This window comes from Actinomyces ihuae (assembly GCF_001457875.1).
GTDB lineage: Bacteria > Actinomycetota > Actinomycetes > Actinomycetales > Actinomycetaceae > Pauljensenia > Pauljensenia radingae_A.
The window spans coordinates 674,222-690,611 of record NZ_CZPX01000004.1 but is presented as its reverse complement, the minus strand read 5'-3'; the positions used below and the strand labels follow the sequence as shown (position 1 = coordinate 690,611).

General features: G+C 58.9%; 14 protein-coding genes and 1 tRNA gene. 5 read left to right on the top strand and 10 right to left on the bottom strand.

Translation table 11 applies throughout. The annotated features are described in order from the left end of the window. Window position 1: 1 nt before the first annotated feature. From der to BN3002_RS04280, 3 genes are all read left to right on the top strand, one after another. Window positions 2-1,462: a ribosome biogenesis GTPase Der gene (gene der / locus BN3002_RS04290; protein ID WP_371935766.1), complete on the top strand. Its 1,461-nt coding sequence runs from the start codon at window positions 2-4 to the stop codon at window positions 1,460-1,462. 84 nt (window positions 1,463-1,546) lie between these two features. Then, on the top strand, window positions 1,547-1,780 hold the full coding sequence (locus BN3002_RS04285; protein ID WP_058236743.1) for a hypothetical protein: 234 nt from the start codon (window positions 1,547-1,549) through the stop codon (window positions 1,778-1,780). Window positions 1,781-1,825: 45 nt separating this feature from the next. Beyond that, the gene (locus tag BN3002_RS04280) at window positions 1,826-2,701 is read left to right on the top strand and encodes a Cof-type HAD-IIB family hydrolase (RefSeq protein ID WP_227469359.1); all 876 of its coding nucleotides are present in this window, start codon (window positions 1,826-1,828) and stop codon (window positions 2,699-2,701) included. Window positions 2,702-2,704: 3 nt separating this feature from the next. Here BN3002_RS04280 and BN3002_RS04275 read toward each other — a convergent pair. Together BN3002_RS04275 and BN3002_RS04270 are read right to left on the bottom strand one after the other, a co-directional pair. Beyond that, a tRNA-Val gene (locus tag BN3002_RS04275) sits at window positions 2,705-2,778 on the bottom strand. An 81-nt stretch (window positions 2,779-2,859) separates the two neighbouring features. Continuing rightward, window positions 2,860-3,261, bottom strand: coding sequence for a DUF3052 family protein (locus BN3002_RS04270; protein ID WP_058236741.1), 402 nt, complete (start codon window positions 3,259-3,261; stop codon window positions 2,860-2,862). Window positions 3,262-3,562: 301 nt separating this feature from the next. Between BN3002_RS04270 and aceE the strand changes: the two genes are divergently transcribed. Further along, window positions 3,563-6,313: a pyruvate dehydrogenase (acetyl-transferring), homodimeric type gene (gene aceE / locus BN3002_RS04265; RefSeq protein ID WP_058236740.1), complete on the top strand. Its 2,751-nt coding sequence runs from the start codon at window positions 3,563-3,565 to the stop codon at window positions 6,311-6,313. A 91-nt stretch (window positions 6,314-6,404) separates the two neighbouring features. Here the strand turns inward: aceE and aspA are convergent, their stop codons facing one another. The 5 genes from aspA to BN3002_RS04240 all read right to left on the bottom strand — a co-directional run bounded on the left by aspA (window position 6,405) and on the right by BN3002_RS04240 (window position 12,266). Continuing rightward, window positions 6,405-7,862: an aspartate ammonia-lyase gene (gene aspA, locus BN3002_RS04260; protein ID WP_227469364.1), complete on the bottom strand. Its 1,458-nt coding sequence runs from the start codon at window positions 7,860-7,862 to the stop codon at window positions 6,405-6,407. A 62-nt stretch (window positions 7,863-7,924) separates the two neighbouring features. Next, on the bottom strand, window positions 7,925-8,680 hold the full coding sequence (locus BN3002_RS04255) for a succinate dehydrogenase/fumarate reductase iron-sulfur subunit (RefSeq protein WP_058236738.1): 756 nt from the start codon (window positions 8,678-8,680) through the stop codon (window positions 7,925-7,927). Then, window positions 8,677-11,391 (bottom strand): fumarate reductase/succinate dehydrogenase flavoprotein subunit, encoded by a 2,715-nt coding sequence (locus tag BN3002_RS04250; RefSeq protein WP_082628521.1) that lies wholly within the window; start codon window positions 11,389-11,391, stop codon window positions 8,677-8,679. Before BN3002_RS04250 ends, BN3002_RS04255 begins: the two co-directional genes overlap by 4 nt. A gap of 53 nt (window positions 11,392-11,444) precedes the next feature. After that, window positions 11,445-11,762, bottom strand: a complete 318-nt coding sequence (locus tag BN3002_RS04245; RefSeq protein ID WP_058236737.1) for an acyl carrier protein — start codon at window positions 11,760-11,762, stop codon at window positions 11,445-11,447. 3 nt (window positions 11,763-11,765) lie between these two features. Further along, window positions 11,766-12,266, bottom strand: coding sequence for a DUF3145 domain-containing protein (locus tag BN3002_RS04240; protein ID WP_058236736.1), 501 nt, complete (start codon window positions 12,264-12,266; stop codon window positions 11,766-11,768). A 213-nt stretch (window positions 12,267-12,479) separates the two neighbouring features. Between BN3002_RS04240 and BN3002_RS04235 the strand changes: the two genes are divergently transcribed. Further along, window positions 12,480-13,235: a DUF981 family protein gene (locus tag BN3002_RS04235; protein ID WP_058236735.1), complete on the top strand. Its 756-nt coding sequence runs from the start codon at window positions 12,480-12,482 to the stop codon at window positions 13,233-13,235. Here the strand turns inward: BN3002_RS04235 and BN3002_RS04230 are convergent. The 3 genes from BN3002_RS04230 to BN3002_RS04220 all read right to left on the bottom strand — a co-directional run bounded on the left by BN3002_RS04230 (window position 13,222) and on the right by BN3002_RS04220 (window position 16,355). Beyond that, window positions 13,222-13,950 carry a class I SAM-dependent methyltransferase gene (locus BN3002_RS04230; protein WP_157843504.1) on the bottom strand — a complete coding sequence of 243 codons (729 nt, stop codon included), beginning with the start codon at window positions 13,948-13,950 and terminating at the stop codon, window positions 13,222-13,224. The genes BN3002_RS04235 and BN3002_RS04230 overlap by 14 nt on opposite strands. A 138-nt stretch (window positions 13,951-14,088) precedes the next feature. Beyond that, the gene (gene def / locus BN3002_RS04225; RefSeq protein WP_058236733.1) at window positions 14,089-14,580 is read right to left on the bottom strand and encodes a peptide deformylase; all 492 of its coding nucleotides are present in this window, start codon (window positions 14,578-14,580) and stop codon (window positions 14,089-14,091) included. After that, entirely contained in the window at window positions 14,580-16,355 is a 1,776-nt protein-coding gene (locus BN3002_RS04220; protein ID WP_371935765.1) for a proline--tRNA ligase, read from the bottom strand. Before BN3002_RS04220 ends, def begins: the two co-directional genes overlap by 1 nt. Between the last annotated feature and the right edge of the window lie 35 nt (window positions 16,356-16,390).

Here is a 16,390-nt window from a genome sequence, read left to right as displayed (position 1 = left end):
CGTGAGCGAAGAGCAGGATATTGACACAGGTGAAGCCCGCGCACGCTCGATGCGGTCGTCACTGGACAACTATGAGCTCAGTGAATCCGACTTGCAGATCCTTGACGATCACGAGGGCGACCTGCCCTCCAGCACTGAGATGGACGGCTTACCGGTCCTTGCTGTGATCGGGCGACCCAACGTCGGCAAGTCCACGCTGGTGAACCGTATCCTGGGGCGTCGCGAAGCGGTTGTGCAGGACACGCCGGGTGTCACACGTGACCGTGTCACCTACCAGGCCGAATGGGCTGGTCGCGAATTCCTCGTCGTTGACACGGGCGGCTGGGAAGTCGACGTGCGCGGACTGGATCGCAATGTGGCCGACCAGGCCGAGGTGGCGATCGACCTGTCAGATGCAGTGCTGCTGGTGGTCGACGCGACGGTGGGAATTACCACCACTGATGAACGTATCGTGGAGTTGCTGCGCCGCAGCGGCAAGCCGGTCATTCTGGCGGCTAACAAGGTGGATTCCGCCATGCAGGAAGCAGACGCTGCCTACCTGTGGGGTTTGGGTATGGGCGAACCATACGCCATCTCCGCTTTGCACGGTCGAGGCACGGGTGACCTGCTGGATCGAGTGCTGGCAGTTCTCCCTGAGCGCTCGGCACGAGCCGGTCAACCACGCGATCCCAACATTCGCCGCGTGGCTCTGGTGGGACGACCGAACGTCGGCAAGTCCTCACTGCTCAATGCGCTCGTTGGACATGAGCGCGTCGTCGTAGACTCAACAGCTGGCACTACGCGTGACCCGGTCGATGAGATCGTCACTTTGGGCGACCGCCAGTGGCAATTTGTGGATACGGCCGGTGTGCGCCGCAAAATGCACCGAACAACGGGAGCTGATTTCTACGCGTCGATCAGAACACAGGCTGCGATTGAAAAAGCCGAGGTCGCCCTCGTCCTTTTTGATGCCTCGGAAGTATTGACCGAGCAGGACGTGCGCGTCGTGCAGCAGGTTGTTGATGCCGGGCGGGCACTCGTGATCGTCAACAACAAGTGGGACCTGGTGGACGAGGAACGCCAAAAGGAACTCAAATCTGAACTCGAACGCGAACTCGTGCAGGTCGCGTGGGCGCCGCGCATCAATATTTCGGCGGCAACGACGTGGCATACGAACAGAATCGTGCAGGCGTTGGATACGGCTCTTGCCGGGTGGGAAACACGAATCTCGACAGGTAAGCTGAACGCTTTTCTGGGGCAGCTTGTGGCCGCACACCCGCATCCGCTGCGCGGTGGCAAACAGCCCAGGATCCTGTTCGGAACGCAGGTGTCATCCGCTCCCCCACGCTTCGTGCTCTTCACGACCGGTTTCCTCGACCCCGGATATCGACGTTTCATTGAGAGGCGTCTGCGTGAGGACTTCGGTTTCGCCGGCTCCCCCGTTCAGATATCTGTGCGCGTGCGGGAGCGGCGCAGGAAATAAACTCAGGGCGATGCTCTATTTACTCTTGACTTCGGTCGAACAGGCGGATAACGTACCTTTCATTCGCTACTAGGTGAGGATGCCATGTCTCGACGCGAAAATTCGAATCAACTGCCCGTCGCGCCTCTCTTGGCGACGAAGAAGCTGCCACTGGGTGCGCAGGTTATATGGACGTTTGCGTTCGCCGCTTTTTGGGCTCTGATGGCCTACCTGACTTGGCGCTGGTTTGTCGTCCTGACTGTTGTTTTCGGCATGTATGGCATCTATCTGTCGATCTGCTATGTGCAGCGTCGTCACGCAACGCGCATGAAGGAGTGAATTGACGAGGGTGACCCGTGCGGGAGGCCGGTCGATGATACAGTCATGACCGGACAAGAACGGAGAGCCGACGTGAACGATACGCCCATGATGACACTGCCCGATGGGCCAATTGACATTCGACTGATCGCCAGCGACATGGACGGGACGCTGCTGGATGGCAACTCGAATCTACCGGACGAGTTCTGGCCGCTCATGCATGAACTGGCTGTACGTGACATTGCGTTCGTGCCCGCGTCAGGCCGTCAGCTCGCCACCCTCGACACCATGTTTTCCGGCACAGACGCCGGTCACTCCTACATTGCTGAAAATGGCTCCATCGTCACGTTCCACGGGCAGGTTGTGTCGACCACTTGCATCGACATGCCGACAGTCAATGAAATGATCGATGTGACGCGGCGTGTGAGCTCTGACGGAAGCTACAACCTCGGTCTGGTCGTGTGCGGGCAGAACAGCGCGTACGTTGAACGCACAGATGCCGAGTTTTACGCTGAAGCCCACAAATACTATGCACAACTGGAAGTCGTCGACGACTTGAAGCAGGCCGCGGCGCACGATAACGTCCTGAAACTCGCAACGTATGACTTCACGGATATTTCTGCCTTCGTTGATGATCAGGTTCCCCACTTGCGTCAATCGCATCAGGTGGCAGAATCTTCGCGCCACTGGGTCGATATGATGAATCCTGTGGCGAATAAAGGACGAGGGTTGACTGCCCTGCAGGAATCGCTGGGGATCGGTCCGGAGCACACGGTTGTGTTTGGCGACTTCCTGAACGACCTGGAGCTCTTCGACCATGCCGACTATTCGTACGCGATGGCTAACGCTCATCCGGATGTGACAGCACGAGCCCGATACCGCGCGCCGTCAAATATTGATCACGGTGTCATGACTGTGGTACGCGCGCTACTGGCGCTTTAACGGTGGGCCCGGCCGGTCTCGAACCGACGACCTCTGCGGTGTAAACGCAGCGCTCTGGCCAACTGAGCTACAGGCCCGACACGTGCCACTGACGTGGCACGAGGGATACTTTAACGCACACAGGTACGCAGACGCACTTGAGACGTGCGTGAGATGTCTTACCGGTGTGCGCGCGGACGAGCCGTGACGCAGATTCCGGTCCACGTGTCCCCCATTGAGAACGCGGACGTAGAATGAAGACCTGCCACACTGGCTGCTTCGGCAATGTCCGCCACGGGCACAGTGTTCGGATCAGAAGGCTTGGGGAAAAGAACCCAGATCATGCCGCCGTCGTCAAGGTTTGACGCAACATCGACCAGAACGTCACCGAGGTCTTCCTCTTCAGCGTCGTCAGCGCGCCACCATACCAGTGCGCCGTCGACAACGTCGCCATAATCGACATCGACCAGTTCGTGACCAGTCTCGCGTGCAACAGCATCGCGAACAGCTTCATCGCTGTCATCGTCTACGTAGAATTCCTGGACAACCTGATTTTGGGTGAATCCGAGGCTGATCGCCACGTTGTGTAACCACCTTCCACACGCGAACCCGCTGGGCTCGTGAACTATCTAACGGCACTATAGTAGAGCAGATCTGCACCTGGGAAGAATATTTGCGCCGAAAGTCGCCGCCGATGTGGCTTGACGGGACCTGCGAGTACGGTCGGAAGGCGTCACCCTCGTCAATGAATCAAAATTGAGGCGATTCTCATGGGTCTTAAGCCCTAAAGAAGTCGCAAATCTGGGACTTTCGGGTGAGAATAGAACCACCAGGACATTGGCGACCTACAGGTCTGTCAGCACGAGATAAAAAGGGGTATCTGTGAGCACAAACCAAAAGCATCCCGTCATCAACGGATTGCTCAGTCAAATTCCGGACAACGATCCTGACGAAACCCAGGAATGGATCGACTCGCTCACCAGCCTGATCGATGAAAAAGGCGGACCTCGCGCACGCTACATCCTGCTGCACATGATGGACGAGGCTCGCAAACGCGATGTGCAGCTGCCTCAGGAATACACCACGCCCTACGTCAACACGATCCCCGTTGACCAGGAACCCTACTTCCCCGGCGATGAAGCGATGGAGCGTCAGTACCGCCGCTGGATCAGGTGGAATGCCGCCGTTCAGGTCACGCGCGCTCAGCGCCCCGGTGTCGGAGTAGGCGGCCACATCTCCTCTTACGCATCAGTCGCTACCCTGTACGAAGTGGGTCTCAACCACTTCTTCCGCGGCAAAGACCACCCGGGCGGCGGCGACCACATCTTCTTCCAGGGACACGCCTCCCCCGGCCCTTACGCACGCGCATTCCTCGAAGGCCGCCTGACCGAAGAAGAGATGGACGGATTCCGTCAGCAGGTCAGTGTGGACGGCGGACTACCTTCCTACCCCCACCCACGCCAAATGCCCAACTTTTGGGAATACCCCACCGTGTCACTGGGACTTGGACCGGCCGAGGCAATCTACCAGGCGTGGTTTGACCGCTACCTACAGTTGCGCGGCATCAAGGACACTTCTCAGCAGCACACCTGGGCATTCCTGGGTGACGGCGAGATGGACGAGCCGGAAGCGCGCGGCATGCTGCAGCTCGCCGCACAGCAGGGCCTGGATAACCTCACCTTCGTCGTCAACGCCAACTTGCAGCGCCTCGACGGGCCTGTACGTGGCAATGGCAAGATCATTCAGGAACTCGAAGCCTTCTTCAAGGGCGCCGGCTGGAACGTCATCAAGGTGATCTGGGGACGCGGCTGGGATCAGTTGCTGGCAGCAGATAAGGACAATGCCCTCGTTCACCTGATGGATGAGACCCTCGACGGTGACTACCAGACGTTCAAGGCCAAAGATGGTGCATACGTTCGTGAACACTTCTTCGGACGTGATCCGCGAACCAAGGCGCTCGTGAAGGACTGGACCGATGAGCAGATCTGGGCTCTGGGCCGAGGTGGCCATGACTACCGCAAGGTGTACGCCGCCTACAAGGCTGCGATGGAGCACACCGGACAGCCTACCGTCATCCTGGCGCACACCATTAAGGGATACGCGCTCGGCACGCATTTTGCAGGACGCAACTCGACGCACCAGATGAAGAAGCTGACTCTGGAGGATGCGAAGGCGCTGCGTGACCGTCTGCAGATCCCGATCAGCGACGAGGAGCTCGAGAAAGATCCGTACAAGCCGCCGTATTACATGCCACCGGCAGACGATCCTGCGTTGCTGTACATGAAGGAGCGTCGGGAGAAGCTGGGCGGATACCTGCCTGAGCGTCGTGCCCATGACGATGCACACCTGCCTGAACCTGCGATGAAGCCGTTCGAGGCTTTGTCGAAGGGCTCAGGAAAACTCGAAGTGGCCACGACAATGGCACTGGTCCGACTGCTCAAAGACCTGCTTCGTGATAAGAATATTGGTCGGCACATCGTGCCGATCATTCCCGATGAGGCACGCACGTTCGGTCTGGACGCTATCTTCCCGTCAGCCAGGATCTTCAACACGCACGGTCAGAATTACACTGCCGTGGACGCGGACATGATGCTGTCCTACAAGGAATCCGAACAGGGGCAGGTGATGCACACCGGTATTACCGAGGCTGGATCTGCGGCTGCCTTGCAGGTCGTGGGCACCTCGTATGCGACGCACAACCTGCCGATGATTCCGTTCTACATCTTCTACTCGATGTTCGGTTTCCAGCGCACCGGCGACCAGTTCTGGGCTGCTGCCGACCAGCTGACTCGTGGCTTCGTCGTGGGCGCGACAGCTGGACGTACCACCCTGACCGGCGAGGGTCTTCAGCATTTGGACGGCCATTCCCCGATCCTGGGTGCAGCCAACCACGGTTTCGTGCTGTACGACCCCGCCTACGCCTACGAAATCCGTTACATCATGTGGGATGGCATTAAGCGCATGTTCTGCGAGCACGATCCCTCGGATACGCGTGACCCGAATGTCATGTATTACCTGACGGTGTACAACGAGCCGATTCATCAGCCCGCAAAACCTGAAAATGTGGACGTGGACGGCATTATCAAGGGCATCTACAAGGTTGATGACCATACAGGGCAGGGCCCGAAGGCTCAGCTTTTGGCATCAGGTGTGGCGGTGCCGTGGGCACGTGAGGCCCGCAAGCTCCTGGCCGAGGACTGGGGCGTGGACGCCGCCGTGTGGTCGGTGACGTCATGGAACGAACTGCGTCGCGATGGCGTGGAAGCTGACGAGCACAACTTCCTGCATCCGAATGAGGATCCGCGCTACGCCTACCTGACAACCAAGTTGTCGGGCTCTGAAGGCCCCTTCATTGGCACGTCCGATTACGATGCCCTGATCATTGATCAGATCCGTCCGTGGGTTCCCGGCTACCTGTACACGTTGGGCGCAGACGGCTTCGGCATCTCCGACACGCGCCGCGCAGCACGACGCTACTTCCACATCGATGCAGAATCAATGGTGGTGCGCACGCTGCAGGCACTGGCCGATCAAAACCAGGTTGACCGCGCAGTCGTCGAACAGGCCATCGAGAAGTACCAGCTGCACAATGTGCGCATCGGTGCCGATGAGGCTGCAGCTTCAGACGAATAAGATGTGAACGCAGACGTGGAGACGCCCTCATCGCTACTCAGTGAGAGTGACGAGGGCGTCTTCGTGTGTCTGCAATTGGCAGAATTACGCGCTAGTGCTTACTTGACGCCTGCTTGGGGGTTTCAGGATCATCGCTGATCTTGGCGCCACGATACTGCGGGTTCGCCAGGTTCTCCGGAGACAGGATCTCATCGACCTGTTCCTGAGACAGGAAGCCCATCTCAACGATCAGATCACCGACGTTCTTGTTTTCTGCCGCAGCTCGTTTACCCACCACGTCACCGGCATGATGCCCGATGACATCGTTGAAATAGGTGACGATACCGATCGAATTCATCACCATGTTTCGGCAGTTTTCTTCGTTGACGGTGATACCGTCCACACACTTTTCACGCAGCGTGTCACATGCGTGGGTGAGCAACGTGGCCGATTCAAACATGCACTGGGCGATCACCGGTTCCATGACGTTGAGCTGAAGCTGGCCGGCCTCGGCTGCCATCGTGACCGTCACATCGTTGCCGATGACTTTGAAGCAGACTTGGTTGACCACCTCGGGTATCACCGGGTTGACCTTCGCGGGCATGATTGAGGATCCGGCAGCCCTTTGCGGAAGGTTGATCTCGTTCAAGCCGGCTCGCGGACCCGATGAGAGCAGACGCAGGTCGTTGCAGATCTTGGACAGCTTGCCAGCGGTGCGCTTCATCGTGGCATGCATGGAGATATACGCCCCGGCATCCGATGTCGCTTCGATCAAGTCTTCGGAGGCTGTCACGTCCAGGCCCGTGATCTCACGCAGATGAGCGACCACTGCCTTCTGGTAGCCCGGAGGCGTATTGAGCCCAGTGCCAATCGCAGTGGCGCCCAGGTTTGTTTCCAGAAGCAGGTTGGCTACGTTGACCAGACGTGGGTCCTCTTCACGCAAAGTCACGCCGAACGCGGTCATTTCCTGACCAATCGTCATGGGGACGGCATCCTGCAACTGTGTGCGCCCCATAGTGAGGACATGCTGATAGCGGGCACCGAGGCGCTCAAACGCGTCGGCCAGATCATTCACGGCGTGCCGCAGCTGGTCGACCTTCTCGTAGGCGGCCAGTCGAAAAGCTGTGGGATACGTGTCGTTGGTGGACTGGGAGTGGTTGACATCGTCGTTGGGATTAATCAGATCATAGCGCCCTCGCTCCTGACCGGTCATCTCGAGAGCGAGATTGGCGATCACCTCGTTGGCGTTCATATTCACCGATGTGCCCGCACCACCCTGGAACTGGTCGATCGGGAACTGGTCGAGGCACGCGCCCTCGTCGATGATGGCATCGCAGGCCTGCACAATTGCATCTGCCGTGGCGGGCTTGAGCACTCGCAAATCCTTATTCGCCAGCGCGGCGGCTTTCTTGACCTGAGCGAATGCCCGAATCAGCTCAGGCACTTCATTGATCGTCCTACCGGAAATCTGGTAGTTTTCCTGCGCGCGCAAGGAGTGGATACCCCAGTAGGCTTCCTGCGGAACGTCGCGACTTCCCAAAAGATCTTCTTCGGACCGATTTCCCACAATATCCTCCGTTCATGTCAGCCCATCGTCGGGCATCTCATCTCAATGTCTATAGTAGTGGTGCTTTAGCGAGGCTGAGGCCACCTCGACCATAGTGCCCTGAGACGTTCATGTGAGGCAACGGCAACAACGTCGAAAGGAATATTCGCAGGACACACTCTGATGCATTCGCCGTAGCCAGAACACGAGCCAAAGTACTGATCCATCGCCTCATTCATGCGCCGGGCACGCTCTGCCCGCTCCAACCCCGGAATGTTCAACGCTGCCAGGTGACCCATCCGTGCACCCGCATACAACGCGGCTGAGCCGTTCGGACACGCCGCAACACACGCGCCGCAGCCGATACACGCGGCCAGGTCAAGTGCACCTTCGGCATCTTGATGACGAATCGGAATCGCGTCCGCATCAGGAGCCAGACCGGTATCAACGGAAGCAAATCCTCCCGCCATCGTGATCCGGTCGAGGACACTGCGATCTACCACAAGGTCACGGATCACTGGAAAGGCGCCCGATCGCAACGGTTCCAGGCGCACATGCGTGCCATCGGCATGAGCGCCGACCCTCTGCATGCAAGCCGGCAGATTCTCACTGAATCCGTGGGGCCTTCCATCAACTTGAATGCCGCATGCACCGCAGATTCCTTCGCGGCAATCCGAATCAAACGCAACCGGCTCGACGCCGCGGGAACTCAGGTTGCGGTTGAGGTGATCGAGGAGCTCCAGAATCGACATGCGTTCATCGCACCCGTCCAGTTCGTAGGAGTGGAATGTTCCGACAGCTTCCGGGGCTTTTTGCCGCCACACGTCGACGATCAGTTTCATTGGTAGTTCCTCGTTGCCAGGGGGACGGTAGTAAACGTCAGCTCTTCGGCGTGGTGAGTGCAGGTAATTGCCAAGGGAGCTGCGCCATCTGTCCTCAGGTCATGCCACCCGTCAGTGGTCCAGGCGGATACGTTCATCCACTGGTCGTCGCGGCGCTGCGCCTCCCCCTGCTCCGTCTGGTATTCACTTCTGAAGTGCGCGCCGCAGGATTCCTCGCGATGCCACGCGTCCACACACATGAGTGTGGCCATCTGAATGCTGTCCTGAAGCCTGGCAGCTGCAACCAAGTCGGTGTTGAAGTGTCCTGTCTCGCCACTGACACGCAGGTCGGCACCCATGCGCTGTTGGAGTGCGTCGATGTCGCTGAGCGCAGCCTCCAGGCTCTCCTTACTGCGCACAACGCCGCACCCCTGGTACATGATATCGCCCAACTTGCGGGCAAAACTGTCCGTCGGAGTAGCTCCATCGATGTGGAGCAGGCCCTGCAGTCGCGATTCGACCCCCTCACGGGCAGCGATCACGCGGGAATCATCGACGGAGAGCAACTCCTGGCCTAAAATGCCTGCCAAATAGTCGGGTACTGTGCGCGGGATTGTGAAAGCACCATCGACGCAGGCGGCAAGCAAGGAATTGGCTCCCAGACGGTTGGCCCCGTGGTAGGCCGCGTTCGCCTCGCCGGCTGCAAACAGTCCCGGGATGGTGGTCATGAGGCGGAAGTCGACCCACAAGCCACCCATTGTGAAATGCGCGCCGGGAGCGATGCGCATGGGGCGAGTGTAGGGGTCCTCCCCTGTTGCATCGAGGTACATGTCAAGGAGGTTGCCGTAGCGCTCAGCGATGACGCGTCGGCCCACCCGCTCCAGTGCGTCCCTAAAATCCAGGTACACGCTGTTTCGTTCGGGACCGACCCCATGCCCCGATTCGATCTGCTCGCGCGCAGCGCGAGAGGCAATGTCGCGAGGCGTGAGGTTTCCAAACGCGGGGTACTTGCGCTCCAGGTAGTAGTCGCGTTCCTCTTCGGGAATGGTGTTCGGGTCTCGGTCATCGCCAGGGCTGCGTGGCACCCAGATGCGTCCGTCGTTACGCAGAGATTCGCTCATGAGCGTGGTCTTGGATTGCCACGGGAATGAGACAGGTAATGCGGTGGGGTGGAATTGGATCATGCTCGGTGAAGCGAGGGCGGCGCCGGCACGGTGAGCTCGCCATATGCCTGTTGTCGAGCAGTTCTTTGCCAGCGTCGAATAGTAGTAGACGTTGCCGTATCCGCCTGTGGCAATCACAACTGCGTGTGCGGGATGGAAGCGGGTGCGTCCGGTGATCATGTCACGCGTGATCACACCGGCGGCCCGGCCGTCAGCAACGACGACGTCGAGCATTTCGTGGCGCACCCATAACGTCACGCGGCCTGCAGCCACCTGACGCATGAGGGACGAGGACGCTGCCACCTGAAGTTGCTGGCCCGTCTGCCCTCGCGAGTAGTACGTTCGCGAAACCTGCACGCCGCCAAATGATCGTGTGGATAACGATCCGCCATATTCTCGGGCGAACGGCACACCCAGCGCGTTCATGTGGTCGATGACGCGCGCCGATTCAATACCCAGTCTCCATACTTCAGACTCTCTGGCGCGGAAATCACCGCCCTTAATCGTGTCGGTGACGAACCGCTGCACGCTGTCCGAGTCGACTCGTCGTGCCCGCGCCGCATTGATACCGCCTTGAGCTGCCACTGAATGGGAGCGTCGCGGCGTATCCAGAGTTGTGATCGCATCTACCCCAAAGCCCAGTTCAGCCAGAGCCGCTGCGGCACTGGCGCCCGCCAGACCGGTCCCCACAACAACCACCCTGAATGTACGCCTGTTCCCGGGTGAGACGAGGCGCGCGTGGGAGACAAATTCGTCCCACATGCGTTCGGGTTCGACTTCAGGTTCATGGGCGTCAACAGGGGCGCCCTCGTCAATGCGCAGATGCGTGCGTCCGGCAGCGAGCGGAAGCGCGAGGGCGACGCTGATCGCTCCCATGTGCGAAGCGGCGATGACGGTGAGGTCTCCGATCACAACTGCCAAAGCGATCGCATAGCCAGCGATGCGCACAACGGTGCCGATACGTGGTGAGCGCCCACCGAGATCCTGCCAGGCTCGCTCAATGCCGTGGCTGAGGTGAAGGCCTATCGCAATAAGGGCGATGACATATGCCGCGAACATGACAGGCCTGCTCATCGATGCCACCACATTGGCAGCGGCGTAGAAACGAGAGTCGGGATGGCGGAAAGCGGCCGATTCGACCACTGTGCCAATGGTGAGGTCAAGGATATGGATCACGATAAAGGCAATGAGGACAAGTCCGGTCGGAAGCATGAGCTTTGCAGCCCAGCCGCGATGCTTCAGCCTGCGCACACCGGGCGTGTGGGTCAACGCGCCGCGGCGCCACAAGATGAGTGCGCCACAGATATGCAGCAGAACACACGACAGTAAGATCACGCGCAGGATCCACAAAACGGACCCATACGGAAGAGCCGGTTCACCGATCGTGCGCAGCCACTGCGCATAGTGATCCATCTGAGCAGGATCGGTCAGGATCTTGACGTTGCCGACCATGTGGATGAAGACGAACGCCGCCATGATCAGGCCTGTGATTGCCATGACGACTTTGCACACCCATGTTGGAATCGTGACGCGCCGCGCGGTGGGCGTCAACGTGCCGTTGATCGTCATGTCCGATCCTCCTCATATCCAGCCTATCGGGTTCGGGAGGGCTCGTGTGCGGTTCAGGACGTCGAGCGAGCTAGGTTGAGCAGGTCCTCGACCGTTGTGAGTGCATCCACGTCCCGGTCGATCAAGGTGATGCCGAGTTCGTGCTCGATTTGGCTGATCACAGAGTAGCGTCCGAGGGTGTCCAGGTCGAGGTCACCTTCGAGTGTCAGGTCTGCGCGCATCCGGTCTGGTTCGATGGAGGTTTCTTCCAGCAGTGCGTTCATGACGGCTTCACCGACCGTATCGTTGTCCTCCTGATCGCTCTGAGGCGGTTCGTCCATGTCGAGGAGTTCGGTCAAGTCGATGCCAAGCTGGTCGCCGATCGATCCCATGTCTTACCCCACGCGGTTGAGCCAGCGCACCGGAGCTCCGGCACCGGCATAGCGGAATGGTTCGAGCTCATCATCCCACGCCTGTCCGAGCGCAAGATTGAGTTTGTCGATCATCTCTGTCGGGGAATGTGATTCGTCGAGGGCTGCGCGAATCCTTCCTTCCGGCACGACAACGTTGCCTGCCGTGTCCATTTGGGCGTGGAAGATGCCCAGTGACGGCGTGTGAGACCAGCGGCCACCGTCAGTGATCGCGGTGGCTTCCTCGGTGACTTCGTAACGCAGGTGTTCCCAGCCGCGAAGTGCCGACGCGAGTCGGGCGCCAGACCCGGTCTGGCCTACCCATGAGAATTCGGAGCGTACCATCCCGGGTGCAGCATCCTGATCAGTCCACTGCAGGTGCACTTCCTGTCCGAGCGCTGTTCCAACGGCCCACTCGATGTGTGGACACAGCGCTGGCGGAGTTGAGTGCACGAAAAGTACACCACGGGTGTAAGACCTACTCATCGTGACCTCCATTTCGCGTGAGAATCGTCTTCCCCTACGTTCTCAACCGGAAACAGACACGCTGATTCGTGGCGTTACACCCATTATGACGCGTCTACGCCGACTATTCCAGTGCCACGCCGTGAAAGCCTGTTAGCATCGTAGTGTCCCCACTGCGCAGACGGCGCGGCTCCATTTTGTGTGGAGACATGGGTCGAGGAAAGAAAAGAATAGATGGACGACTTTTTCAGAGGTGTCGAAAGCCCCGGCATGATCGATTGGCCGAGCATGCCGACCTACAACACGTTAATGGCAGTCGCAGCCGGTGCAGCGCTCATCGGGCTTGCGATGTTCTTCAGGGAAGTTCGCTCGAACTCCGGCAAGACTGCCGTGCGGGTCGACGGATACGCCATGGCGTTCGGTGCTCTTGGCTTGATCTTGACAACCACCGGCTTGCACATGACGACGACGTGGCCGCTGGCCGCTGGCGGTTTCGCCTACGACAATGTGATCTTCGGTGAAACCTGCCTGGGCTTTGGATCACTCTTACTGTTCGCGTGCTTCTATCTCTGGAAGCAGCGTGACCACATTGCCCGTTCACAGAAGGCTCTGAGCGAACTGCTCCACGCCGCAAAGCCGCTGTCGATTTTCGCCGGCGGACTGGGATTGGGACTGTGGGGCATCGCCTTCGCCGGCGTGATGTACCGACTCTTCACCGCTCCCCCGCAGGAGCCCATTTCCGGTTGGTTTGCACAGTGGCCGTGGTTCGAAGCGATCTTCATGTCACTGTTCTTCTTTGTCATCGGTTTGGGCTGCGTCCTGTTCCCAATCGGCGTGTTCCGCGCTGATAAAGAAGGCACATCTGAATCGCGTGGAGGCGGCATTCTTAACGCTGTCATGTGGCTGTGGCTGGCATGCGGCGTTGCAATCGGCCTATTCGGATGCCTGAACTTCTACACGCACATCGGTCTGATCGTCAACACGATGTGAGATCTGCAGTTGCCACGATTCTGAATGACAGAGGAAGGGCACATGTCGGTGCGGATTCCGGTAGCTTCCAGCTGCTGGGTCCGCACCGTTTCATATCGGGCGACATCGGGAAGAATAACTCATCAATCTCGTCAAGGCGTTTAACAAAGACGCCCTCGTCACTGAGCGCATTGACAATCTGCCCAAGTGAGTGGTTCCACTCCACCGTCGCGTTCTTGCCTGGGGTCACAGAAGAGCCTGCGTAGTCGGCTTCGCTTGAGTCGTCGTCCCATGTGATTCCCTCACGGGTTTCAAAGTACGGGAAATGAAGTTCGAGGGCGTCACATTGCACCGGGTCCTTCAACGTTCCCACAAGAGGATGCACGTCACGTACAACCAGAGTGCCGCCTGGTTTCAGCAAGGAAGCGACAACATGAGCCCACCGGCGTATGTCAGGCACCCATGCAAGGGCACCCTCCGAGGTGTACACAATGTCGAAGCGTTCCTCTACCGCCTCATGGGCAGACAAAACATCCGAGCACACGTAGTCGATGTGGAGGCCTGCTCGGTCGGCAATGCCGCGTGCAATCTCCAGGGATTCTTCGGAAAAATCAAGGCCAACCAGACGGTGCGCCCCCAAGCGTGCCAGTCCTACAGTGTCGGTGCCGATATGGCATTGAAGGTGGATGACGTCGCCGCCCTCGATGCCAGCGCCCTCCAGGTACGGTCGATCCAAGCGTATAGCCTCAGGAATCTTCGCGCGATCGTTCACCAGAGTGTTAACGTCGTAAAACGGTGACTGAGCGTGACGTGATGCCTGCTCCTGCCAGAAGGCGTGATTGAGGCAGAGTGCGTCACCGTGCTCACGCATCAGCTACAGACCCATCTTGCGGATCGCGCGCATCGCTTCCTTACGGTTCTTGCGGTCAAGGCGATCAATGTAAATCTTGCCGTCCAGGTGGTCGCATTCGTGTTGAATACACCGACCCATCAGCTCCTCGCCTTCGACGACAACTGGCTTGCCATCCAGGTCAATCCCCTCGGCACGGGCATACCAGGCACGCTCAGTTGGGAAGAACAAGTCAGGAACTGACAGACAACCCTCATCGCCATCCTGATATTCGTCCTTGGACAACTCGACGATCCGGGGGTTCAGGATGTAGCCCACTTCCCCATCGATGTTCCACGAGAACGCACGCAGACCAACGCCGATCTGGTTGGCCGCGAGACCCGCACGCCCGTCCATATCAACGCCCTCAAGCAAATCTTCGACCAGCATCTTCACGTGGTCATCAATCGTCGTGATCTCCTCGCACGGCGTACGCAGGATGGGATCTCCGATTATGCGAATGTCACGAATTGCCATTATTGCCCCTGATTCATTAGGTCTTGATGAAGTTCACTGACACGCATGAGCGCTTCGTCCACGGGAACTTCATGGCGCTCACCTGTCGCTCTCGTACGGATTTCCACGACACCGTCAGTCAGGCCACGCCCAACGACGAGGGTGATCGGAATGCCGATCAACTCACTGTCAGCAAACTTGACGCCTGCCGACATCTTCGGACGGTCATCGTAGAGCACATCGAGACCTGCAGCATCCAACTGAGTGGCCAAATCGCGCGCCGTCGTGAAGATCTCCTCGCCCTTGCCCGTGGCGAGGACATGAACATCGAAGGGTGCGATGTGTGCGGGCCATGACAAGCCCTTCTCATCGCTGGTCGATTCAGCCAAGGCCGCCATCACGCGAGACACGCCGATACCGTAGGAGCCCATCGTGACGATGCGGGATTTGCCGTTCTCATCCAGAACGGTCAGGCCCAACGCCTCGGCGTACTTGCGTCCCAACTGGAAAATATGGCCGATTTCGATGCCGCGTTCCAGGTGCAACGGACCGGAGCCGTCAGGTGCGGGGTCGCCCTCGCGTACCTCGGCCGCTTCGATCCAGCCATCTGCAGTAAAGTCACGCCCCTTGACAAGGCCAAAGACGTGCCGTTCGACCTCATTGGCGCCTGTGATCCACGACGTGCCATCCACGATGCGCGGATCGAGCAGGTAGCGCACAGGGTGTTCAATGCCCCGTGCATTGGGGCCTAGGACGTCGGGGCCGATGTAACCGGCGACCAGCTCCGGATGCTGCGCCAGATCCTCGCCGGTCGCGATCTCAACACGCGCCGGTGAAACAGCGGCCTCTAGGCGCTTCATATCGACTTCTCGGTCACCTGGCACACCGATCACCACGACTTCACGCGTGTCGTCAGGATGCGTCAACGCCACTACCACGTTCTTCAATGTGTCGGATGCTTCCCACGGGCGATCCTCACGCGGATGCTCGTCGTTCGCGAACGTCACGAGTGCGTCGATCGTCGTGGAATCCGGCGTCGGATAGACAACTGCCTGGCGCTGACCTTCGATTGGCAGCGGGTCCGGTGCCGGTGTCTTGACAGCTTCCGCGTTGGCCGCATACCCACCTGCAGAGCGAACAAATGTATCTTCGCCAATCGTGCACGGATGCAGGAACTCTTCAGAGCGTGATCCGCCCATTGCGCCGGACATTGCCGAACAGATGACGTATTCAAGGTCCAGACGTTTGAAGATCGCTTCGTATGCCGAACGTTCCAGGTCGTAGGAGGCATCCAGCCCGTCATCGTCAAGGTCGAAAGAGTAGGCATCTTTCATGATAAATTCGCGTCCGCGGATCAGACCGGCGCGAGGACGAGCCTCGTCACGGTACTTGGTCTGAATCTGGTACAGCGTGACGGGAAGATCTTTGTACGAGGAGTACATATCCTTGACCAGCAGGGTAAACATCTCTTCGTGAGTGGGGGCAAGCAGATAGTCCCCCTCTTTGCGGTCACGCAGTTTGAAGAGCGTAGGGCCGTATTCCTCCCAGCGGTGGGACTGCTTGTACGGGTCGGCTGGAAGCAGAGCTGGGAACAGCACTTCCTGCGCACCGATCCTGTCCATTTCCTCACGCACAACCTGCTCCACCTTGCGCACCACTCGCAGGCCCAACGGGAGCCACGTGTAGATACCGGGTGCGGCACGACGAATGTAACCAGCGCGCACCAGGAGCTTATGAGAGGTGACTTCCGCGTCGGCGGGATCTTCACGCAACGTGCGGACAAAGAAAGATGACATAGTTTTCAGCACGTCTTCCAGATTAGTTCACCACT